This is a genomic window from Actinoplanes sp. NPDC049265 (assembly GCF_043197135.1).
Lineage (GTDB): Bacteria > Actinomycetota > Actinomycetes > Mycobacteriales > Micromonosporaceae > Actinoplanes.
In genome coordinates, this window is the sequence record NZ_JBICSP010000002.1 from 210,342 (window position 1) to 232,431 (window position 22,090).

At 69.9% G+C, this 22,090-nt stretch carries 17 protein-coding genes and 1 tRNA gene; 7 read left to right on the plus strand and 11 right to left on the minus strand.

The features are described 5' to 3' along the window. Window positions 1-14: 14 nt before the first annotated feature. From ACGFIO_RS06710 to ACGFIO_RS06725, 4 genes are all read right to left on the minus strand, one after another. The gene (locus ACGFIO_RS06710) at window positions 15-3,227 is read right to left on the minus strand and encodes a BTAD domain-containing putative transcriptional regulator (protein WP_392822998.1); all 3,213 of its coding nucleotides are present in this window, start codon (window positions 3,225-3,227) and stop codon (window positions 15-17) included. Window positions 3,228-3,370: 143 nt separating this feature from the next. Next, window positions 3,371-5,614: a catalase/peroxidase HPI gene (katG, locus tag ACGFIO_RS06715; RefSeq protein WP_392823001.1), complete on the minus strand. Its 2,244-nt coding sequence runs from the start codon at window positions 5,612-5,614 to the stop codon at window positions 3,371-3,373. After that, window positions 5,614-6,033: a Fur family transcriptional regulator gene (locus ACGFIO_RS06720; protein WP_392823004.1), complete on the minus strand. Its 420-nt coding sequence runs from the start codon at window positions 6,031-6,033 to the stop codon at window positions 5,614-5,616. Before ACGFIO_RS06720 ends, katG begins: the two co-directional genes overlap by 1 nt. Window positions 6,034-6,286: 253 nt before the next feature. After that, the gene (locus tag ACGFIO_RS06725) at window positions 6,287-6,811 is read right to left on the minus strand and encodes a DUF4190 domain-containing protein (RefSeq protein ID WP_392823006.1); all 525 of its coding nucleotides are present in this window, start codon (window positions 6,809-6,811) and stop codon (window positions 6,287-6,289) included. Between the two features lie 135 nt (window positions 6,812-6,946). Here ACGFIO_RS06725 and ACGFIO_RS06730 point away from each other — a divergent pair, with 135 nt between their 5' ends. Then, the gene (locus tag ACGFIO_RS06730) at window positions 6,947-8,569 is read left to right on the plus strand and encodes a S8 family serine peptidase (protein WP_392823007.1); all 1,623 of its coding nucleotides are present in this window, start codon (window positions 6,947-6,949) and stop codon (window positions 8,567-8,569) included. Window positions 8,570-8,664: 95 nt separating this feature from the next. On the opposite strand, the gene ACGFIO_RS06735 is transcribed toward ACGFIO_RS06730, so the two are convergent. Beyond that, window positions 8,665-9,642: an AraC family transcriptional regulator gene (locus ACGFIO_RS06735; protein WP_392823009.1), complete on the minus strand. Its 978-nt coding sequence runs from the start codon at window positions 9,640-9,642 to the stop codon at window positions 8,665-8,667. 554 nt (window positions 9,643-10,196) lie between these two features. On the opposite strand from ACGFIO_RS06735, the gene ACGFIO_RS06740 reads away from it, so the two are divergent. Further along, window positions 10,197-10,964, plus strand: a complete 768-nt coding sequence (locus ACGFIO_RS06740; protein WP_392823012.1) for an acetoacetate decarboxylase family protein — start codon at window positions 10,197-10,199, stop codon at window positions 10,962-10,964. Between the two features lie 342 nt (window positions 10,965-11,306). Beyond that, window positions 11,307-12,149, plus strand: coding sequence for a mycofactocin-coupled SDR family oxidoreductase (locus ACGFIO_RS06745; protein WP_392823014.1), 843 nt, complete (start codon window positions 11,307-11,309; stop codon window positions 12,147-12,149). A gap of 247 nt (window positions 12,150-12,396) precedes the next feature. Here ACGFIO_RS06745 and ACGFIO_RS06750 read toward each other — a convergent pair whose 3' ends face one another. Continuing rightward, window positions 12,397-13,884: a fibronectin type III domain-containing protein gene (locus ACGFIO_RS06750; RefSeq protein ID WP_392823017.1), complete on the minus strand. Its 1,488-nt coding sequence runs from the start codon at window positions 13,882-13,884 to the stop codon at window positions 12,397-12,399. A 269-nt stretch (window positions 13,885-14,153) separates the two neighbouring features. On the opposite strand from ACGFIO_RS06750, the gene ACGFIO_RS06755 reads away from it, so the two are divergent. Further along, window positions 14,154-15,059 (plus strand): hypothetical protein, encoded by a 906-nt coding sequence (locus tag ACGFIO_RS06755; protein WP_392823019.1) that lies wholly within the window; start codon window positions 14,154-14,156, stop codon window positions 15,057-15,059. Here ACGFIO_RS06755 and ACGFIO_RS06760 read toward each other — a convergent pair. From ACGFIO_RS06760 to ACGFIO_RS06775, 4 genes are all read right to left on the minus strand, one after another. After that, window positions 15,051-15,227, minus strand: a complete 177-nt coding sequence (locus tag ACGFIO_RS06760; protein WP_392823021.1) for a DUF4236 domain-containing protein — start codon at window positions 15,225-15,227, stop codon at window positions 15,051-15,053. The genes ACGFIO_RS06755 and ACGFIO_RS06760 overlap by 9 nt on opposite strands. A gap of 66 nt (window positions 15,228-15,293) precedes the next feature. Beyond that, window positions 15,294-15,749, minus strand: coding sequence for an Rrf2 family transcriptional regulator (locus ACGFIO_RS06765; protein WP_364316882.1), 456 nt, complete (start codon window positions 15,747-15,749; stop codon window positions 15,294-15,296). A gap of 77 nt (window positions 15,750-15,826) precedes the next feature. Beyond that, window positions 15,827-16,729: a helix-turn-helix domain-containing protein gene (locus tag ACGFIO_RS06770; RefSeq protein WP_392823024.1), complete on the minus strand. Its 903-nt coding sequence runs from the start codon at window positions 16,727-16,729 to the stop codon at window positions 15,827-15,829. A gap of 185 nt (window positions 16,730-16,914) precedes the next feature. Next, entirely contained in the window at window positions 16,915-17,346 is a 432-nt protein-coding gene (locus ACGFIO_RS06775) for an SsgA family sporulation/cell division regulator (protein WP_360288561.1), read from the minus strand. A gap of 275 nt (window positions 17,347-17,621) precedes the next feature. On the opposite strand from ACGFIO_RS06775, the gene ACGFIO_RS06780 reads away from it, so the two are divergent. Then, entirely contained in the window at window positions 17,622-18,029 is a 408-nt protein-coding gene (locus ACGFIO_RS06780; RefSeq protein WP_392823027.1) for a TIGR02611 family protein, read from the plus strand. Between the two features lie 44 nt (window positions 18,030-18,073). Further along, window positions 18,074-18,145, plus strand: a tRNA-Val gene (locus ACGFIO_RS06785). A gap of 578 nt (window positions 18,146-18,723) precedes the next feature. Here ACGFIO_RS06785 and ACGFIO_RS06790 read toward each other — a convergent pair. Then, a complete protein-coding gene (locus ACGFIO_RS06790) occupies window positions 18,724-20,583 on the minus strand; it encodes an ROK family protein (protein ID WP_392823030.1) in 1,860 nt (619 codons plus the stop codon). Window positions 20,584-20,665: 82 nt separating this feature from the next. Between ACGFIO_RS06790 and ACGFIO_RS06795 the strand changes: the two genes are divergently transcribed. Further along, entirely contained in the window at window positions 20,666-22,057 is a 1,392-nt protein-coding gene (locus ACGFIO_RS06795) for a hypothetical protein (protein ID WP_392823032.1), read from the plus strand. Window positions 22,058-22,090: the final 33 nt, after the last annotated feature.

Below are 22,090 nucleotides of genomic sequence, written 5' to 3' on the forward strand. Positions count from 1 at the left end.
CTGGGACTGAATCTTCAGACAGGTCCTAACGGGCGCAGCCGGGCCGGGTCGACCTGGGTCGTGGCCGCCTTCCCGTCCAGCTCCCACCCCTGGGAGTAGGCGGCTTCGAAGGCGGCCTCGCCGAGGGCGGCCCGGCTGCCCGCGCTCAGCTCGATGACCTGCGGATCGCTCCGGTCGTGGGCGCCGCGCAGCCGGGCCGCCGCGCCGAGCAGCTGGGCCGCCTCCCGGTGCAGCCCGTAGAAGCCGGCCAGCGCGGCCGCCGCCACGGTGACCATCGACAGCATCGGCATGTCCCGGCTCTCGATCCCCGCCGCATAGGCCGCGGTCAGCGCCGCCTCGGCCCCCGGGCCGTCCCCGCGCCGGACGCACAGCCACGCCTTGACCGCGCCGATCAGCGCCCGCCCGTGGTCGCCGGGGAAGTCGAGCCGATCGTCCATGTCTTTCTCGGCCCGGGCGATCAGCTCGGCCGCCCGGTCCAGGTCGCCGATCCGCGCCCGCAGGCCCGCCTCCAGCCCGTCGATCAGCATGGCCAGCTCGGGGGTGGAGCCGCGCAGCGCCTTCTCCCGGGTCGCCTGGGCCATGGCCAGCGCCCGCTCGGTGTCGCCGCGCCGCATGCTGAGGTCGACCCAGCGCAGGTCGATGAAGATCTCGTCGCCCAGGCTGAGCGAACCGAACTCCCCGGCCAGCGTCCGGGCCCGGCTCAGGTCGGCCAGCGCGCCGTCCAGGTCACCGTCGTACTCGCGCAGCACCGCGCGCATCGGCAGCGCGGTCGCCAGCCCCCAGCGGTCGCCGACCTCGGTGAAGCAGTCCAGCGCGGCCGCCACGTCGACGCGGAGCTGGTCGCCGTGGCCCTGGTTCTCCGCCAGCTGGCAGCGGAACAGCCGCGCCAGCCCGGACAGCCACCGGTCGGGGCCGTCGACGATGCGCCTCAGGATGACCAGCGCGCCGTCCTGTTCCTCGAGGAAGAACAGCGTCAGCGCGGTCATCACGGCGGCGATGCCGGGCAGGTCCGGGTACGCGAGCAGCCGGTCGGCCAGGGCCCGCAGCTCGGCCTTCTGCTCGGCCGCGGTCTCGACCGTCGCCCCGGTCCGGTTGGCGATGACGTTGAGCAGCCGCACCGCCTCGGCCAGGTCCCGTTCCACCCGCCGGCGCGGGCCGAGCGGCACGGTCAGCGCCTCGCCCAGCCAGTAGCTCGCGTCGGCGTGCCGCCCGAACATCTGCCAGTACCAGGCCAGGTCGAGGGCCATCCGGACGGCGTCCGGGTTGCCGGTGTCGCACAGGTGGCGCAGGGCGGCGAGCGCGTTGTCGTACTCGGCCTTCATCACCCGCATGGCCGTCAGCTGCCCATGCGTACGCAGCAGCGGATCGTGGTGGGCGACCAGCTGCCGGAGGTGGCCGGCGGCGAGCCCACGGACCGCGGCGAGCACGCCCCGCTCGGCCAGGCGCTCGGTGCCGTACTCGCGGAGCGTCTCCAGCATCCGGTAGCGGCCGGGCTCGGGCGCCAGCTGCAGCAGCGACCGGTCGACCAGGGCGGCGAGCAGGTCGGGGACGTCGGCGGCGGGCACGCCGGTGCCGGCGCACACCGCGGTGGCCGAGGCCGGCGTTACACCGCCGGGCAGGACCGAGATCCGTTCGGCCACCGTACGCTCGTGCTCGCCGAGCATCTCCCAGCTCCAGGCGATGACCCCGCGCAGCGTACGGTGCCGCGACGACGCCGTGCGGCTGCCGGTGGTGAGCAGCCGGAACCGGTCCGAGAGCCCGGCCGCGAGCTCGGGCAGGGCCAGCGTGCGCAGCCGGGCGGCGGCCAGTTCGAGGGCGAGCGGCATCCCGTCCAGGCCGCGGACCACACGCACGATGTCGCCGAGCGTGTCCGCTGTGACGTCGAACCCCGGGCGTACCGCCGCCGCTCGTTCCACGAAGAGCCGGACCGCCGAGGTACGCCGGGCCGGCTCGACGTCGTCGTCCGCCTCGGGCAGGTGCAGCGGGCCGAGCGGGACCAGCGCCTCCCCGTCGACCGCGAGCGGCTCCCGGCTGGTGGCCAGCACCCGCAGCCCCGGGCAGCGGGTCAGCAGCGCCGACATCAGCCCGGCGACCGCGTCGATCAGGTGCTCGCAGTTGTCGGCCACGAGCAGCGCCTCGCGCCCGGTCAGCTGTTCGACCAGTTGGTCGAGCTCGTCGCCCTCGGTCCGCATCCGCACCTCGAACAGCGCCGCGCCGCGCCCGCCGATCGCCGCCAGCACCGCCGCGCTCACCTTGGCCGGCTCGGTCACCGAGGTCAGGTCGACCATCCAGGCGCCGTCGCGGAACTCGTGCCGGTGCCGCCGCGCCGCCTCGACGGCCAGCCGGGTCTTGCCCGCGCCGCCCGGCCCGACCACGGTGACCAGGCGGCCGGAGGCGAGCAGGGTGTCGATCCGGGCGACGTCGTCGTCCCGCCCGATGAAGCTGGTCAGCGGCGCGGGCAGGTTGCTGGGTGCGGCTTCCGGCGCTGTTTCGGTACGCAGCAGACGAAGGTGCCGTTCGCGCAGGGCGGCGCCCGGGTCGGCACCGAGGCGATCGGCCAGCTCTTCGCGTACCCGCTCGAAAAGGTCCAGGGCCTCCGCCTCCCGGCCCTGGACGGCGAGCGCGTCCATCAGCAGCGCCGCCACCCGCTCGTCGGCGGGCTGGGCCACGAGCAGGGCGTGGAGGCGTTCGGCGGCGGTGTCGGCGCGGCCCAGGCCCAGTTCGGCCTCGGCCAGATCGACCGCCACCTCGACCGCGGCGTGCTCGAGCCGGGTGGCGGCGGCCGGTGTCACCGCGGCGACCGCGGCGGGTTCACCCCAGAGCGCCAGCGCCTCGCCCAGCAGCGTCGCCGCCTCGGCCCGGTCACCAGTCCGCAGCCGGTCGCGGCCGTCGGCGGCAAGCCGCTCGAACCACAGCGCGTCCACGTCGCCGGCCTCGACCGCCAGCCGGTAGCCGCCGTCGGCCTGGGTCACGGCGTCGGCCGCGCCCAGCGTCCGCCGTGCTCGTGACACCAGCGACTGCAGCGCGTTCACCGGGTCGGCCGGTTGCTCCTCCGGCCACAGCGCGTCGACCAGCACGCCCGGTGCGACGGCCCGCCCGCCGGCCAGCGCCAGCCGGGCCAGCAGCCCACGCACCCGGGCCCCGGAAACGGGCACGACGTGCTCGCCCCGGCGCAGCGCGAAGCCGCCGAGCAATGTCACCCGCAGCCGCGCGACCGAGTCCCCCACTCCCCGATCATCCCACCCGCCGAGAAACCCCCAGTGGTAGCCCAGGGCGGTCTCCGGGTCCCGGAGACCGCCCTGGGCCACCACTGGACCGCTGTTCACACGGAAGGCCCGGCCGAGCGGCCGGGCCTTCCGGTGCCAATACCTCAGACGAGGTCGAACCGGTCGTTGTTCATGACCTTGGTCCAGGCGGCGACGAAGTCCGTCACGAACTTCTCGCGGGCGTCGGCCGAGGCGTAGACCTCGGCCAGGGCCCGGAGCTGCGAGTTGGAGCCGAAGATGAGGTCGACCGCGGTGGCCGTCCACTTCAGCTCATCGGTGGCGGCGTCGCGGATCTCGTACACGTGCTCCTCGGTCGCCGACGCCTTCCACCGCGTACCCGGCGACAGCAGGTTGGCGAAGAAGTCGTTGGTCAGCACACCGGTGCGGTCGGTGAGCACGCCGTGGGCGGCCCCGCCGGCGTTGGCGCCGAGCGAGCGCAGACCGCCGAGCAGGGCGGTCATCTCGGGCGCGGTCAGGTTGAGCATGTACGCCCGGTCGATCAACAGCACCTCGGGCTGGGTCTTCTCGCCCGGCCGCAGGTAGTTGCGGAACGCGTCGGCCCGCGGCTCCAGGACCCGGAACGACTCGACGTCGGTCTCTTCCTGGGTGGCGTCGGTGCGACCCGGCTGGAACGGCACGGTCACCGGGACGCCCGCGTCGGCCGCCGCCTTCTCGACCGCGGCCGAGCCGGCCAGCACGATCAGGTCGGCCAACGAGACCTGGGCGCCGCCGGAGGCGTTGAACTCCTGCTGGATCTTCTCCAGCGTGCCCAGCACGGTGGCCAGCTGCTCCGGCTGGTTGACCTCCCAGCTGCGCTGCGGCTCGAGGCGGATCCGGGCACCGTTGGCGCCACCGCGCTTGTCGGTGTGCCGGAAGCTCGCCGCCGACGCCCACGCGGTGGAGACCAGCTGGGCGACCGAGAGGCCGGACTCCAGCACCTTGGTCTTGAGCGTCGCGACGTCGGCGTCGCTGACCGACTGGCCGGCGGCGGCCGGGACCGGGTCCTGCCACAGCTGCGCCTCGGCCACCCACGGGCCGAGGAAGCGGCTGACCGGACCCATGTCGCGGTGCAGCAGTTTGTACCAGGCCTTGGCGAAGGCCAGCGCGAACTCGTCCGGGTTGTCGCGGAACCGGCGGGAGATGGCGTCGTAGGCCGGGTCGACGCGCAGCGACAGGTCGGTGGTCAGCATCGTCGGGCGGTGCTTGCGGGCCGAGTCGTGGGCGTCGGGGATGATCTCCTCGGCGTCCTTGGCCACCCACTGCTTGGCGCCACCGGGGCTGGTGGTCAGCTCCCACTCGTACCCGTAGAGGATCTCGAAGAAGCGGTTGCTCCACCGCGTCGGCTGGTCGGTCCAGGTGACCTCGAGGCCGCTGGTGATCGTGTCGCCGCCCTTGCCGCTGCCGTGCGTGCTCAGCCAGCCCAGGCCCTGCGACTCCAGCGGCGCACCCTCGGGCTCGGGGCCGATGTGGTTGTCGGCGACGGCGGCGCCGTGCGTCTTGCCGAAGGTGTGGCCGCCGGCGATCAGCGCGACGGTCTCCTCGTCGTTCATGGCCATCCGGCCGAACGTCTCACGGATGAAGTGCGCCGCGGCGGCCGGGTCGGCACTGCCCTTCGGACCCTCCGGGTTGACGTAGATCAGGCCCATCTCGGTGGCGCCGACGCCCTCGGACATCGTGCTCTCCGAGGCGTAGCGCTCGTCGCCCAGCCAGGTGTCCTCCGGGCCCCAGAAGATCTCCTCGGGCTCCCACACGTCGACCCGGCCGAAGCCGAAGCCGAAGGTCTTGAAGCCCATCGACTCCAGGGCCACGTTGCCGGCCAGGACCAGCAGGTCGGCCCAGGAGACCTTCTGTCCGTACTTGGCCTTGACCGGCCAGAGCAGGCGGCGGGCCTTGTCCAGGTTGGCGTTGTCGGGCCAGCTGTTCAGCGGGGCGAACCGCTGCCCGCCGTCACCGGCGCCGCCACGGCCGTCGTGGATCCGGTACGTGCCGGCGGCGTGCCAGCTCATCCGGATCATGAGGCCGCCGTAGTGCCCGAAGTCGGCCGGCCACCAGTCCTGCGACGTGGTCAGAACGTCGGTGATGTCCCGTTTGAGCGCCTCGACGTCGAGCTTGGCGAACTCCTTGGCGTACTCGAAGTCCTCGCCCAGCGGGTTGCCCTTGCTGGAGTGGGCGTGCAGCACCGAGAGGTCGAGCTGGTTGGGCCACCAGTCCCGGTTGGTGCGCGGGCGGCCACCGGTCTTGGGGGTCGGCGCGTCGATCGCCGGGTTCTCGCTCTCGCTCCCGTGCGCCGTCACGGAGTCGTGGGCGACCGGGCAGCCTTCGGCCTTCGGGTCCAGGGTGTCGCTCATCAATTTCCTTCCGAACAATCGGGACACGTGCCCCAGTAGACGACTTCGGCCTCGTCGACCACGAAACCGTGGTCGCCCGAGGCGGTGAGACAGGGTGTGTGGCCGACGGCGCAGTCGACGTCGGCGATGGCGCCGCAGGAACGGCACACGACGTGGTGGTGGTTGTCGCCCACCCGGCGTTCGTAGCGGGCGGTGGCCCCGGCCGGCTGGATGCGCCGGATCAGCCCGGCGCCCGCGAGCGCCCGCAGAACGTCGTAGATTGCCTGGTGGGAGACGTGCGGACGGTCGGCTCGGACGAGCTCGATGACGGTGTCGGTGTCGACGTGCGGATGATCATGGAGGGCCGCCAGCACGGCCAGCCGGGGCTGCGTCACACGCAGCGAGGCCGCCCGGAGCTCGTCGGCGAGGTCCGCGATCACCCGATCAACATAGGCCCTTTTCTGGACCAGTTCAAGTTTGTCCGCGGCCCACGCCGGCCCTCTCCTTCAGCCGTCGGGGGTGCCACCGGCCCCGCCGGTCAAGGGCAAACACCAGCGTCGCAGCCACGCGGCACGGCGGCCCGGCTCCGCCGGGGTCAGCGCGGGCGGCCGGGTCGGATCGATCTCGGAGCCCGTGACCGTCCATCATCGACCGCCGGGGCCGCTCCAGTGGAAGCGGCCCCGGCGGGACTTCTCAGCTACCGACGGTGCACAGCTTGTCGAAGGCCTCGGCGTCGGCCTGGAGCTTCTCGTTGATGCCGTCCGGCAGCTTGCCGGCCTTCACGCCCTCGACCATCTTGGCGTAGTCGTCGGCCACGGCCTTGGTCGCCACCTTGACGTCGTCGTGCTTGGCCTTGCCGGCGGCCGCGTTGAGCTTGTCCACCGTCGCCTGCAGCGAGGCCGGGTCGGCCGCGCTCGGGCTGTCCAGGATCGCCGCCTTGGCCTCGGTGCAGCCCGGGTCGGCCACCGTCGAGTTGGCGATGACCAGGCCGGCGGTGACCGCGCCACCGATGGCCAGCAGCGAGATGACGAGGCCGGCGACGGCCAGGCCCCGGCCCTTGCGGCGGCCCGGGCCGGTCTTGAAGATGGCGATCAGGCTGAGGATGAAACCGATCGGCGCCAGCAGGAACGCCAGGATGAGCCCGGCGACGGCCAGGCCACTGGTCCCCGGCTGGGGCGGTGGCGACTGATGCGGCGGGGCGTGCTCGTCGAGCGACACTATGTATGTCCAATCAGGTGGGCGAAATTGAAACTGGCCAGACCGTACTGGTTCTTCCGCCGGCTCATCGCCCCATTTCGGTGTCCACCTTCCGACTCCCTTGCCAGCGTCGACACTTCTCGATGTGATGTGCGGATGAGCAAACCGTTAATCGCCGCCGTCGCCACCGCGACGGGCCTGGCGTCATTCCTGGCCGTGCCGGCGGCCCCGGTCACCGCGGCCACCGCGATCGAATACGTCGTCGTCGCCGAGGACGGTGTCACCCCCGACGCCGCGGTCGCCGCCATCCGCAACGCCGGCGGTTCGGTCGTCGCACGCAACGACGCCGCCGGCATGTACACCGTGGCGTCGGCCCGGACCGACTTCCGGGCCAAGGCCACCGCCGACGTCGAACTCATCGGCGTGACGCAGAACAAGGCCATGGGGTACGCGCCGAGCGCACCCAAGCTGGAACAGCCGCAGGTGGCTCCGATCGGCCGCCGCCCGGCCACGACCCGCCCGTACGTCGTCCCGGTGACCGACCGGCAGCCGGCCGCCGATCCCCTGGACGACAAGCTCTGGGGCCTCAAGATGATCCACGCCGACCAGGCGCACGCCGTCGAGGCGGGCGACCGCGGCGTCACCGTCGGCATCCTGGACACCGGCGTGGACGCGTCCAACCCCGACCTCACCGGCCACTTCAGCCGGCGCCTGAGCCGCAACTTCGCCCCCGACCTGACCGACATCGACGGCCCGTGCGAGGTGGCGGGCTGCGTCGACCCGGTCGGCACCGACGACGGCGGCCACGGCACCCACGTGGCCGGCACGATCGGCGCCGCGGCCAACGGCGTCGGCGTCACCGGGGTCGCCCCCAACGTCACACTGGTCGAGCTCAAGGGCGGCCAGGACTCCGGCTACTTCTTCCTCGCCCCCGTGGTCAACGCCCTGGTCTACGCGGGCGACGCCGGCATCGACGTGGTCAACATGTCGTTCTACGTGGACCCGTGGCTGTACAACTGCCGGGCCAACCCCGCCGACACCCCCGAGCAGCAGGCCGAGCAGCGGGCGATCATCGCCGGCATGCGCCGCGCCCTCAACTACGCCCACAACAGCGGTGTCACCCTGGTCGCCGCCCTGGGCAACGCCAACGAGGACCTGGGCCGACCGCCGACCGACACCTCCAGCCCCGACTACCCCGACGGCGCCGCCCACCCGCGGCCGATCGACAACGACTCCTGCTGGGACCTGCCGGTCGAGGGCCCGCACGTCATCGGCGTCTCGGCGGTGGGCCCGTCCGGCAACCGCTCCTACTTCTCCAACTACGGTGTGGAGCAGATCTCGGTGGCCGCCCCCGGCGGTGCCCTCACCGACGGCGCGTCCAACAGCATCACCAACGAGATCCTGTCCACCTTCCCGAAGAGCCTGCTGCAGTCCCGCGGCTGGGTCGACGCCAACGGTGACGTGATCCCGGCCCGCGCCAACTCGGTGTTCAAGTCGTGCACCAAGGCCGGCGTCTGCGGCTACTACACGTACCTGCAGGGCACCTCCATGGCCTCGCCCCACGCGGCCGGCGTGGCCGCCCTGATCGCCAGCCGCTTCGGCACCTTCGACGCCCAGCACGGCGGCAAGACCATGAACCCGAACGCGGTCGAACGCAAGCTCACCAACACCGCCACCGAACGCCCGTGCCCCGCCGCCACCCCCGAGTGCGAGGGCACCCCGGAGTTCAACGGCTTCTACGGCAACGGCATCGTCGACGCCTACCGAGCAGTCCGCTGATCGAGACCCCGGCCGGTCGCCCCTTGACCGGCCGGGCCTCTTGATACCGTGCCCGCCGTCCGGTGTTGCGGCGTGACCCCTCAGCCGAAAGGATTTCAGCCCCGCATTCGCAAAGTCTCCGAGGGTGAGACGCCGAAGAGCTTTCGATATTCGACGGAGAACCGGCCGAGGTGCGAGATGCCAAACTGGCTCGCGACCGAGGAGACGGTGGTTTCGAACTCGTTCGCAGCCTGAAGTGCGGCGTGGATCCGTCGTAGCCGAGCCTCCCTCAGGTACGCCATCGGGGTGGTGCCGAGATGCTTCCTGAAAGCGGTCTGCAGAGTCCGTGCATCGACGCCACAATGAGCCGCCAGGGAAGAGACGGCCAGGGGATATGCGAGGTCTTCCTCGATCTTCTGGATGGCCTTCCGAACGGTCTTCGGCACGACCGTCCGGGACGGATCATCGGCAACTGCCGGGTACTTGTGATCGGTAGCCGCCAAGAAGCCGCGGATAACCCCGTCCATGGCCCCCACCGGTCCCGATGCGCTGAGGAGCAGACGCTCGAAATCCCCCGTCGCCTGCACCATCTGAGTCCATCGCCAGAGGATTTCGGTGACGGCGATGGGTGACTGGAATTCAAGTGGAGGAACTGCCTCGAGACCGAGAATCGACCCCACCGCGTTTTGCAGTACGTCGCCTCTGAAGCCTACCGAAAACACTCTGGACCGGCGCGTCCACTGTTCTACCTCGAGCGCCTCCCCAGGGCCGAGTATCAAGCTCGTACCAGCGTCGAGAATGGCCGACCGGTCGCGATGATTGACGCGAAGTGATCCACTCAGGGGGAGCAGGAACTTGTACCCCGATCTCAGCCCTCTGACTTGAACCGCCACGTCCTCGCTCACGGACATGTCGGAAATGCTTACCCCGCCGATTCGCACCCGGTCGACCTCGAAGCTGAAATCCCCGTGCGAGCCGATATGTTGGATGTCGTAGCCAGTCAGGCATTCATTCAACAAGGGCTGAGTTTCGTCGATGCTCGCGAATGCGTACCGACCTCTGGATGACGGAGTATTCGTCGGTGATACCTCCATTGGCCATTGACCCCTTCCGCGCGACCGACGCCGGACAAGTGTAGTCCGAGCCGTCATCACCTCTGCGGTCGCACGACTGAGCCGCCTCACCGTGACCCTGTTGGTCGCGCAACGGCGCCGCCTCCGGCACGACCTTGTAACAGGACGTGATCGAGGACGCGGGAAGAAAGTCTCTGGCGCATCGCTCGAGGGACAGCATCCGTCGTTTTTTGGATGGCGGGCTCCCGGGCGCTCCGGTTCTAATCGATCCACAGCTCCGGAAGCAATTTGGTTCGAGAAGCCGGGCCTGAAAGGGACCAGTTGACCTGGGGCTTCGAGTTGCCGGGCCTGAAAGGGACCGGTTGACCTGGGGCTGAGGGCGGCGCGTGTCCTGCCGCGCACTGGCACGGGAGACGCGCTATTTAGTGGTCTCGACAAACTTCGAGAAGATATTCGGTCACAGATGGAAGCCGCACCCTGCGGTCAGGAAAGGGCAAACCGTAATGTCGACCAACTCGATGGTACCGCCCTCCGGGATCCCGGTCGCCGTAGTCGAACGGCTCAAGGGATACACCTTGCCGCTGACCGCCAAGGGCAACTCCAGCTTGGCCTCGGCGCCTCCCTGGCACTACGTCGGCGATCTGATCGGGGTCGAGTTCTGGGCCACGGCCGCCGCGGCCGAGGCGTCGTTGCCGAGTGGGCTGGACCCCGATCCCACCGATTCCGGGCACGGCCATGTCCTCTTCATCGACTGGCAGTTCAACGGTTCCGGAGACGAGTATCTCGACCCTGTCCGTAGCCGGTACAGCGAGTGCATGGTGCTGCTCGACGCCGCGTATCAGGGACAGACGGTGGCCTGGTGCCCCTTCATCTTCGTGGACAACGACACGTCGATGGCGCGGGGATGGGTGCAAGGCTTCTCGAAGAAGCTCGGGCAGGTTCATCAAACCCGGGCGTACGCGGTGGCGAGCCAGGCCGGCCCGGTGCTCGGCGCGGGCGGCACGTTCGCGGGTACCCTCTCGGTCGCCGGCCGTCGAATAGCCGAGGGGCGGGTGACCTTGACCGGGCCGTCGACCTCGCCGGCCGCGCTGAGTCGCCCGATCGTCAACCTGAGGCACTTCCCGCGGCTGCAGGCCGGGCGCCACGACGACCCCGTCGTGCACGAGTTGGCCATGTCGGTGCTGGAAAACGTCGAAGTTGCCGGCGCTTGGACCGGCACCGGCTCGTTGAGCTTCTTCCCCGCGCCGGGGGAGGAACTGGCTGACCTGGTCATCCAGCGCACCGGGGCCGGATTTCGCAGCACGTTGTCGTTCACCGTCGCGGATTTGAAAATCCTCGACTGAGCGTCACCGTTGAACGAGGTGGCCGACCGGACAAGGATGGTCCGCCGCCGGTCGCGGCCGGCATGCGAGATCGCATACGCCGTTCGGTGGCCCGGCGGGCGACCGGATCCCACGCTCCCGGCCCACGATCTCCCTGCTGCGATGAGTAGAGCCAGGCTCGCCACCACGCAGGGCCGCGCGCCCGGCCACAAGAGTGGCAGCAACAAGCCCCGACCAGAGGAATCGTCGTGGGCTTGCCGCGACCGAGTGGCCCGCGGGCAACCTCGCCGGGCCGGCCGGCGACCTTCAGCCACGTACCGCCAAATAGCCCCCGCGAGGGCAACCGAGACAGGAGTCGAGACCATGACGATCAGTTCAGAGACTATGGCCGCGGAAGGCGCCGGTGGCCGGGTCGCCCACAAGGTCGCCCTCGTCACCGGGGCCGGCCGCGGCCAGGGACGCAACCACGCGGTCCGGCTCGCCGAGGAGGGCGCCGACATCATCGCGGTGGACATCTGCGCCCCTGTCGCCGGCATCGACTTTCCGATGGCGTCGGAGGAGGATCTCGCGCTCACCGAGAAGATGGTGCGCGACCGGGGCCGGAGCGTCATCGCGGCGAAGGTCGACGTCCGCGACCGCGGCGCCCTCACGGCGACCGTCCAGCAAGGCGTCGCCGCGTTCGGCCGGCTCGACGTCGTCGTGGCGAACGCCGGGGTGATCGCCGCCGCGCGCTTCGAGGACCAGACCATCGAAGAGTGGCAGGCCATGCTCGGCGTCAACGTGATCGGCACCCGCAACACGTGCCTGGCCGCCATGCCGCACCTGGTCGCGGCCGGCGGCGGGTCGGTCATCACGATCAGCTCGGTGGCCGGACTCGTCGGCGGGTCGATGCTGTCGGCGTACATCTCGTCCAAACATGCGATCGTCGGCCTGACCAAGGCATTGGCCATCGAGTGGGGCGGGCGCCGGATCCGCGTGAACACGATCAGCCCCGGGCCGGTCGCCAACACCGGCATGACGGCACAGCTCCAGCCGTTGCTCGACGCCCTGAGCGCCAAGGAGCAGGCGTCGTACGTCACCGCGCTGCCCACATCCTTCGTGATGCGTGACGACACCAGCAACGCGGTCATCTACCTGGCTTCGGAGGAGTCACGCAACGTCACCGGCACCGTGATGGAGGTGGACGCGGGCATGGTCGCCATCTGACCCACGGCCCGGGTGGTCCACGACAACGACGTCGTGCCCAACGTTCCCCGGCCAAGCCTGCTCGGCGGCGACCCGCACCACGTCGTCAGCCTGGTGCGGGTCGCCGCCGAACGGAAGGACCGGCCGAGCCGGCTCCTCGGCTACGTGAGCACCCTGATGCTCGTCGCCGGCCCTGGACAGCATCCCGACCGATCGCGTCACCCCCGACCCCACCGGCCAGTCCTGACCCGACTCACCAGCGCGGCACTCAGCGGTCCGTACAGATCGGATCAGTGCTGGCCACCCGGTCGGAGGAATAGACGACGGCCACCGAGAAGCAGTAGTCGAGGCGGTCGTTGAGGCCGTACGCGATGTAGTCGGAACTGCCCGGGGGCATCTGCTGGAAGACCTTGCGCTCCTGGCCGGCACGGCCGCCGGAGATCAGCACCGGCCCGTCGGCCGCCTTCGGGTAGACCCAGGAAATCACCACGGCGTCGCGGTTGTCGCGCAGTTTGAGCTCGGTCGGCGCGCCGTCGCTGCCACCGCCGCCGGTGGGCTGGGACGGGCTCGATGCGGGGGCACTCGCCGATGTGGCGGGGGCGCCGGTGGCCGGCGCGGCCTTCGGGCCCGGGTCGTTGCGGGGCAGGGTCGCGGCCACGACGGCCGCGGCCACACCCACCCCGGCCACGAGCACGGCGGCCAGGATGAAGGGCTGCCGGGAGGTGCCCGGTTCCGCTTTCCTTCCGGTGGGTACGGGCAGCCGGCCGTCCGCCTCGCCCACCGGCGCGCTGCCCACCGGGACGCGGCGGCCCTCGGGCGTGTACTCGGGGATCCGGGCGCCCGGCATCGGCAGCGGCGTATCGGCGCGGGCGTGCCGGCCCGTCAGGTCACCCGGCGCCTGATGCACCTCGCTCAGGTAGAGCGGCTGCTGGTAGAGCCCGCCGTTCGGGTCGGTGGGACGGTTGTCCGGTTCCGGCTCCGGGGGTGGTTCCGGTGGGGCGTTCGGCCGGTACGTGGGCTGCTCCGGCGCCTCGTCCGGCCCGTCCGACGTGGTCACCCGGCCACAGACGTGCTTGCCGCCGGCGGGGGCGCCGGCCAGCCGGTCGACCTGCTGCACAAGCGGGTGGCCGGCCGGCAGGTAGCGGGCGCACAGCTCCTGGGCCATCGCCACGTGCTCGTGGGCCTCGGTGCGGTGGCCGCACTCGCGTTCCATCACGGCCAGCCGGGCCAGCATCTTGATCCCGGCCGGGGCCGAGTCGCCGTAGGTGTCGCGGTGCCGGATCCAGGCGTTCTTCATCCGGGTACGCGCGACCGAGCACTGCCCCGACCGGTGCTCAGCGGTGGCCAGGTCGGCCTCGGCCGCCAGCACCCGCGGCGAGTCGGCCGGGTCGACCGCCTCCAGCGCGTCGAGCAGGTCCCGGTAGACCTGGGCCGCCCGCCCGTGGTGCCCGATCCGGGCCAGCACCGCGGCGTGCGTGGCGGCGGCCGCGATGGCCCGCTCGTCCCGGGGTCCGTGCAGGCGTTCCTCGGCGGCGTGGGCGAAGCCGGCCCACGTCTTGGCGGCGTGCGGGTCGCCCAGCGCGATCAGCACCCGGGCGTGCAGGGCGGCGGCGGTGGCGAGGTCGGGCGAGGCGCGGCGCGGGTCGGTGTCGGACTGGTCGAGGGCGCCGTCGAGCACGTCGCGGGCCGCTTCCAGGTCACCCGCGGACGTGAGGCTCTGCGCCCGGGCGGTCAGTTCGGCCAGCGGTGGTGCCACGTGCCCATAGTGCTGGCCTGAACACACTATGTACAAGTCCTGCAGCGTAACGACCCTCCGTACCCTCCCCCGCCGCCGCATTCCCGCCCTCACCCACCACCCCCTTTGTCATTGGTAGCCCCCGGGCGCTCTGGGCGGGGCGGATGCCGCGCTGACCTACCACCGGCTCTTCCAGTGGTAGCCACGGGCGGGGTGGCTACCACCGGCGGGGTGGGCGGGGCGGACGGCGGGGTCGGCTACGGCTGGGGGTGGGTGCGGTAGAAAGGGCTATGAGTGTGGGCGACCTGAAGCGTGAGGTGCTGGTACGGCACCTGGAGATCTGGACGCCGGGGGCGCTGCACAAGCGGCGGGCCGCCTATGTGCACGGCGGGGCCGACGCGGACGGCGGGGTGCTGGCCGAGGCCGCGTTGCGGGTGTTCGCCGAGCAGTCGGATCTGGTCCGCGGTCGCGAGCTGACGATGGTGGCGATCGGCGAGGACACCACTGAGGTCGACCGCCGGCTGGGGACGGTGGGGGTGGGGAACCCCGCCCTAACCGTGCACGTCGTCACCGGCGGGACCGATGCGCGGCTGGCAGCCACACTGAAGGCGGTAGGAGCTGCGCGCGTACCCATCTTGGGATTTTTGGACGCGACCACCTCGGGCCGGGCGCCGGAGCCGGACACCATCGCGGCCTTCGCCGCGGGCAAGCCCGCGGAAGTGATCGTCGGGCTCGCGCCGGGCGCCGTGACCGACGTGGACGGCTACCGATCGGCGCTCCGGGAGGCCGGGTTTCCGCTGGTCGCGGCGGTGGAGTTGGCGGTCGGGGACGAGCCCGGAGAGCTGCTCGTGCTGGCCACGACGCAGGGGAAGAGCCTGGAGGCGTTCAAGGAGACGCTGTGGGCGGTGGACGAGTTCGCCGGGGTGCGCTATCGCGACCCCGGCGACCCGGAACGGCATCTGATCGACATCTCGCTCACGCCCCACCCCGGTCCACTGCGCCGGGAACTGCTCGCCCACCTGGCCACCGTGGGTGCCGCCACGGTCACCGAACTGCGGACGTTCGCACTGACCGAGACGGTCTACCGTGCGGCCGACGCCACTTCGGTGCTGCAAAAACTGGTGAGCTCGGGTGCGGTCATCCGCACGCCGCCGGCCGGTCGGCTCGGCGGCGACGTCGAGATCCGGTCAGCGTGACTTGTCCTGCTTCCAGGACAGCGGGCCGGGCAGGTCGACGCGGTGCGCCTTGGCCCGGGAGTTCCACGACCACGGGCCGATCTTGATGCTCCAGGACGAGAAGCCGTTCTGGGTGAAGTTCAGGATCAGCGGGCCGAACTTCTTACGTTGACGGAACAGGACAGGCATCGGAAACGTCCTCCTTGGACTTCGCCTCGACGCCCCCCTACTTCCCGACGATCACCGTTTACAAACTCAGCGCGGCTGCCACGCGTCGGGGCGGGTGGTCAGCTTGCGCACGTGGGCGGGCATCCGGCCGCTCAGCAGCTCGGCCAGGCTGACCTCGTCGACCACCTCGCGGACGGCCGCGCGGACGGCCACCCACAGGTTGGGCAGGTTCTCTGCCGCGCCGGAATATTGCGTCTCTTCCGGACGCATGCCCCGGACGCCGGCCAGCGGACCGTCCACCGCGCGCAGGATCTGGCCGATCGTGACGTCGCGCGGCGGCTGCGACAGCGTGTAGCCACCCTCGGCGCCGCGCTGCGCACGGACCACGCCGGCGCGGCGCAGGTCGGCCAGGACCGCCTCGAGGAACTTTCGCGGCATCTCCTGGTCCTGGGCGATGGCCTGAGCGGACATGAGGGACGGGTGAGCTTTCGCCAGGCTCAGGGCGGCCCGGACGGCGTAGTCGCCACGCGCGGAGATCTGCACTCGTACATCATGCCGCGCGTGTTCCACCCCTGGTACGTCCACCCCCAAATCCATGGGGATATAGGGATTACGAGCGGTTACGCGTCGACGACACGCTGCTGCGGGACGTGGTTGTCCCAGGACTCGCGGATCAGCATCCGGAAGGCGCCCGGGCTCTGCCCGACCTCGCGGTGGAAGAACCGGCCGAAGTTCGTCGGCTCCGGGAAGCCGAGCACCCGGCCGACCTCTGCCACCGAGTCGTCGGTGCAGGCCAGCAGACGGCGCGCCTCGAGGGCGACGCGGTCGTCGACGACCTGCTTGGCGGTGCGGCCGGTGATCGCCAGGCTGGCCCGGGTCAGCGTACGGACGGAGCAGTCCAGCTGGGCCGCATAGTCCTCGACCCGGCGGCTGGCCGCGTGGCCCTCCTCCAGCGCCCGGCGGAACCGGGCGAACGTGCGACCCTCGGCGCTCGGTGGTGACCCGCCGTCCGGCCGGGCGATCAGCGCCATCCGGAGCAGGAGTACGACCAACTCGTGCCGGATCAGCGAGGCGGCGACCGGGCCGGGGTCGAGCCGGCCGCAGTCGTCGGCCAGCCGGGTGAAGCCGGACCCGATCGCCTCCGAGTCGGCGCCGGTCAGATCGCGGCTGGCCGTCGGGCCGGCGTCCTCGACGGTCAGGCCGGGCAGCTGTTCGCCGGTCAGCAGGTCATGTTCCCAGGCGACCAGGTTGGCCTCCAGGCCCGGCTGCCCGCCGAAGCGGAGGGCCTGGCCGGGGCGGATCCAGACGACCGTGCCCGGACGGCAGTCGCGGGTGTGGAAGTCCACCTCGACGGTGCCCTGGCCGGCGGTGGCCAGGACCATCAGGTGGTACGTGAGACGGCGCGGGACGGGCTGCCGGACCGCCAGGTCGGTCTCCGGCAGGGTGCAGGCGCCGACGCCCGCCCAAGCGGGGGCGGGTGGCATGGCGGCGGTGTGCCGGGTGCGCTGGCCGATCGAGAACATCGAGGCGACCGTATCCGCTGGTGACAAGGGATGCACGTGCTACTTCACGAGAGATCGTTTTGCTGAGCGGAAACGGTCGATAACCGTACGTCTGGGCGTTTTCTGTTTTTTGCAGTAATGCCCGATTCGAGAAAAAGGCCCGCATGGAGCGGCAGTCTCCACGCGGGCCTTTCCCTATTCGCTGTTTATCGTCCGGCCAGCAGCCGGCTCACCGCCGCATCCACATCCAGGTGATCGGATTCCCGGCCCCGCGGCACCACCACATAGGTGCGCCGGAGGAACCGGACAAGGACGCTGCGTGGCACTTCGAACAACGCGTTACCGTCCGGGGACGACAACGCCAAAGCGACGAAGTCACCCCTCGGTGTGGCCCACGGCCACACCCGGACATCGCCGATCCCGGCCGGCTCATCAAGGCCAGTAACCAGCAGTTCCCGCGCAAAGGACCAGCTCACGGCTTCCCCACCGGCTGATTCCGCGTGGAACAAAACATGGACCGCATAAGGATCCGCGGGGTCGTAGCGGAGACTGGCGCGCACGGGCAGGGCCGTCGCGTCAGGTGCTACTAGCCGCAGCGAGGTTTCCACCTCGACGGTCGTCGGACGAATGGTACTCATGGACGAACTCCCCCCGGCACCGCTGCGAGGTCGGTAACCCCGCGTTTCCCATACTCAGGTGATCCCTGTCATTACGCTCCGCCATACGCTGATCTCACCCAGTAGTGGGAAGACGGCTCCGATTCCCGCTCAGAACGGGTCGAAAGACGCTATCTTGTGCTGCTCTGCCCAGGTACTCGGTTCCGCCCGGCGTCGGGTGGTCCAGCCGTTGACTTACTCCGGTAACGTCCATTCCTCCCGGGTAGTGACGGGGCTCCGGAACACTGGGGGATGAAATGGCCGAGAAACCGGACGAGCGGGCGCACTCCGTCGGAGTCCTGGACAGAATCCGCGCCACCCCCGGCGGCCGCCACGCCCTCAAGATCGCCGTCGGCATCGCCGGCGCCCTGATCATCGCCGTCGGGGCGCTGCTCATTCCGCTCCCCGGCCCCGGCTGGGCCATCGTCTTCGTCGGCCTGGCCATCTGGGCGGTCGAGTTCCCGTGGGCCCGCCGGGTCCTGAACTTCGCCCGGCGCTACGTCCAGGCCTGGACGCGCTGGATCGGCCGGCAATCCTGGCCGGTACGCGGCCTCGTCGGCCTCGCCTGCCTGATCTTCGTGAGCGCGATCGTCTGGGAGTCGGTCCGCTTCACCTTCGGCGTCGACCTCATCCGCATGGCACGCGACTGGCTCGCCGCCCCCTGATTGGCCGCGGCCTCGCCCGGTCCGGTACAGTCTCTTTCGTTCCCGGGCGATTAGCTCAGCGGGAGAGCGCTCCGTTCACACCGGAGAGGTCACTGGTTCGATCCCAGTATCGCCCACACATCTGCCCAGCTGCACAAACGCCCATCGCCATGATCGATAGCGATGGGCGTTTGTGGCGTTTCTGGGAGCCCGCGGGGAAGCAGTTGCCCATCGCCAGTGTGATCTCTCCCCAGACTGAATTGTCCGGCTCCCCGAGTGACCACCACTATGTCGCGAACGGGGTCATCGTTACGGTTGGGAGCGCGCCGTGCGGTCCCCGCGTTTCCGCGGGCCCTCGATCAGCCTCTGCTCGGCTACGGGGCTGACGTGGCCGAAGATGCCGTGGCAAACCGGCACGGGACCTGGCCAACCGTAACTTCTCCGCGGAAGCCCCGAGCTGGCCGTGGGTGGCCGACGCCACCGGCATCCCGTGCGGCGAGGGCGTGTTCTGGCCGGCCGCCGCCCACGGCGTGTTCTCCCGCCGGATCGTCGGCTGGAAACCTCTGACCGACGCGGCACCGATCTGATCCTGGCCGCGCTCGAATACGGCATCCGGTCCCGCGACGTCCGGGCCGGCCGTGTCGATCCACCACTCGGATCGCGGGTCGGACCATACGAGCGTCCGCTTCTCGAAACGCTTGCAGGGCAACGGATCTCAAACGGCCGTCATCATGCCGTCAATGCCGTTTCCGACCTTGGTCCTCTCTAAAACTGGAGGCAGCCACGGGACTGCACGAGTCGCTGTTCGCGGAACCTCGGCCGGTGTGGCGTAGACCGTGCGTCGCAGCAGCATTGCAGCTGCGCCCATGGCCGCATCGGACGGCGTCTGATAGGCGCGCTCGAGAATCGTCTTTTCGCCCAGACCGCCGAACCCGTGCGCGTGGAACGTCTCTGCGAGGCCGGCGTCGAAAGCCCGCGCCGACGCATATCCGTCGGTGTTGGTCAGTTCTATGGGGCCGGACAGCAGAAGCTTCTCGGGGTTGACCATGTTGACCACTGCGGCGAGGCCAACACCGAAGTCATGCCCCGCGGCGCGGAAGGCCCGTGTCGCAGGCCCGTCCACGCCCGACTCTTCCTCGGCGTGGGCCGCAGCCGCCGCTGCGGCGAAGGTATCGACCCGTTCGCCGCCGTCGGCATCGATGCGGTCGGAGAGCGTCGAGACGTAAATGGACGTCTCGAGGCAATCGAAATTTCCGCAGCGACAGCGTCGGCTACTTCCTGGAATGGGTATGTGTCCCAGTTCGCCTGCCGCCCAGGATCTCCCGCGGACCAGGCGCCGGTCCACAACCAATCCGGCACCAACACTCCCATTCGGGCCTATGTAGACAACAGTCACGTCCGATAGCCCCCTGGCGCCTCCGAAGACCTGGGCGTGCACCGCGAGCGCGTCGACGTCGTTTTCGAGCACAACCTCAAAGCCGCTGCGATCCCGGATCCGTTGGGCCAGCTCAAAGTTCTCCCATCGGTGGCCAGTACCCAAGAACGGCGAGAACACCACCGTTCCCGAGTTGCCGTCGACGTGCCCCGGCAGGTTCACACCTATGCCGACCACACGCTCTCGGTCAACCTTCGCACTCTCCAGGATCTGTTGAGCCATCGTGCTTACGGCCTCGACCACCGCCTCCGGATCTGACGTGTCGACCTCCACCCGGCGGGTGTCTGAGACCTGTTGCGCCGTCATCGTCGTGAGAAGGCCCAGCAGGACTCCAGGTTGCACGGTGATACCGACCGCCCGCCGAGGACTATCACTGACGGCCAACTGAACCCATCCGTCGTCCTGACCTTCATCGTCCGACGGTTCGTGCGGTACGAGATAACGGGCACGGGTGAGCCGGGCGACCGCCGCAGCCGCCGCTCTGCGCGTCAACCCGGTGGCCACCACGAGTTGGTCGACGGACAGCCGAGTGTCGGCCGTCGCGACCGTCCGCAAAATCGCCACTTCAGGGAGGGGAGTCGGCTCCGGGGAGACCTGTCTTGAACCAAGCACCTTCGAAGCTCGGACTCCGTTCGGTGTAAGGGTCCACGCGTTCATCCGCCCCTGTCGCGTTGACGATGCCCAGCCGTCCCGCACTAACCGCGCTCCGGTTCGGCTGACCTGAGTGATCGACAAACCGGTCGTCTCAGCGATTTCCTCGTTTGTGCATCCATCTGCCTCCGCAATCGCGAGCAGCATGCGACCGGCCTCGCTCGAAGCGGCAAATGGCGGGCGCTCAACTCGTGCCCTGTCCAGGAGCGCGCCAGTGATCTGTCCGCAGGCGGCGAGGGCCCGCCGAGAGCCGACATCCTTCCCGAGGGCGGCCTGGCGGTCCGCAGAGCGGGCAACCTCAAGCAACGCCTCAAGGCCTGCAGGGTCCTGCGCAACGGCCGCGAGTTCCGCCCCGAAAGCAGCGAGCCAACCGTCCGTCGCCGCTCCAGCCGGGCCGAGCAACTCAAGTAAGTCGCTCTTCGGCGCGGGCGGCAACTCCGACAGCGACACCACGAATGTTTGCCCGTCCTGCGAGATGCTGGATGACATCCCCACCACCTCTCTCCAGCCTCCCACGATGCCCACTTCACCTGACGTTGTCAAGGGTTGTCAAGTGTCCCCAAATCTTGCAGTGGCGTTCACACGGTTGTATGACGCACTCGACGGCAACGGCCAGGAGGCCCCCGTCGTCCTTCTGCGTACGTTCTCAGAACTACAGGAACACAAACGGCTCGCCACAGAGGTGGCCAAGAAGGCGGCCGACGGAACCCTCACGGTCCCGGAGAAAGAATTCGATACTCAGACGGCGTTCGGCTGGGCGGTGGGACTGCATGATGCCCTGCGACGGGCCGACCCAGTGGTCGATGCCAACCCGCCACGGGCGCTGACCGGCTATCGCGACCTGCTCGCGGCGACTAACAACCTGCTGCCGGACCTCGAACTTGGTGCGCTGGTCGCGTGCCACGTGCAGTCGCGTAGGCCTCACGGAGGTCCCACCCAGTTCGCCGACTTCTTCCCCAACTTGCGCCGCATCAACTCTCCGACGTTCGGTCAGCTTGGCTGGGCCCGACTCCCCCGTCACCGCGACCTGCCAATCGACAAAGATCTGACAGTCGCTTCACTGCCGTTCCTCGGTGAACGGGCCGACGTCACATTCGACTTGCGCCAAAACGGCTCCTACTACGCGGCCAGGCCGGCCACCGACCAGCTGATCTCGCATGTACCGGCCGCACTCGCCGCACTCGACAAGAGTGGAGCGCAGTTCGCCGTGCTACCCGAAGCCGCTCTCGATGATCGACTACTCGATGCGTGGCAAAGCGCCTGCCGTGCATCGGCGGTGCTCGGAAACCTACGGTTACTGCTCGCGGGAACCGGGCCAGTGACGGTGGCGCCCGAAGGGTGCTTGCTCGCCGGCGAGTTCTCGAACGATCAACTGGGCGTGCTACCGCACAACCGCGCAGTACTCCTGGACCGGGCAACCGGCGAGGTGGTGTTGGCCCAGGACAAGCAGCGAGGGTTTTCGATGACCGCCACGTTTCGCAGGCGCGAGGGGCTGCTCATCGGCGAGAAGGAACCCGGCGAAATCGACGAGAGGGTTCTGGACGAACTGATGACCGACCCGACCGGTCTGAATCTGTTCGATTCCCGCAGCTGCCGCATCGCGATTCTGATCTGCGAGGACCTGGGGCGAGTCGCGGACACGGGAGCACTCGTGTTCGTGGCGGGCGTTGGCATGGTACTTGCGCCAGTCCTGGCCCCGCCACTGCTACCGGACCGCTGGCAGGAGCGCGCCGCGAAACAGCTCACACCGGACGGGGCAGACGTCGTCGTGGTCAACTCCCTAGCGTTCGGCCGTGAGGACCTCGATGAACACAACGACTACAAACGCCGCGTCGGGGTACCCGCGGCATCAGCCGTCGCCATCACCGGTTCGGATGACCCGATCCGACGGCCCGAGGAGCACGAGGGTGTTCCACCTCAACCTCGGGACGACGCGCTTCGGGTGCGGCTCGTCACCATATGAACGCGGTTAACTGTTCTGGTTACGTTGTGGAGG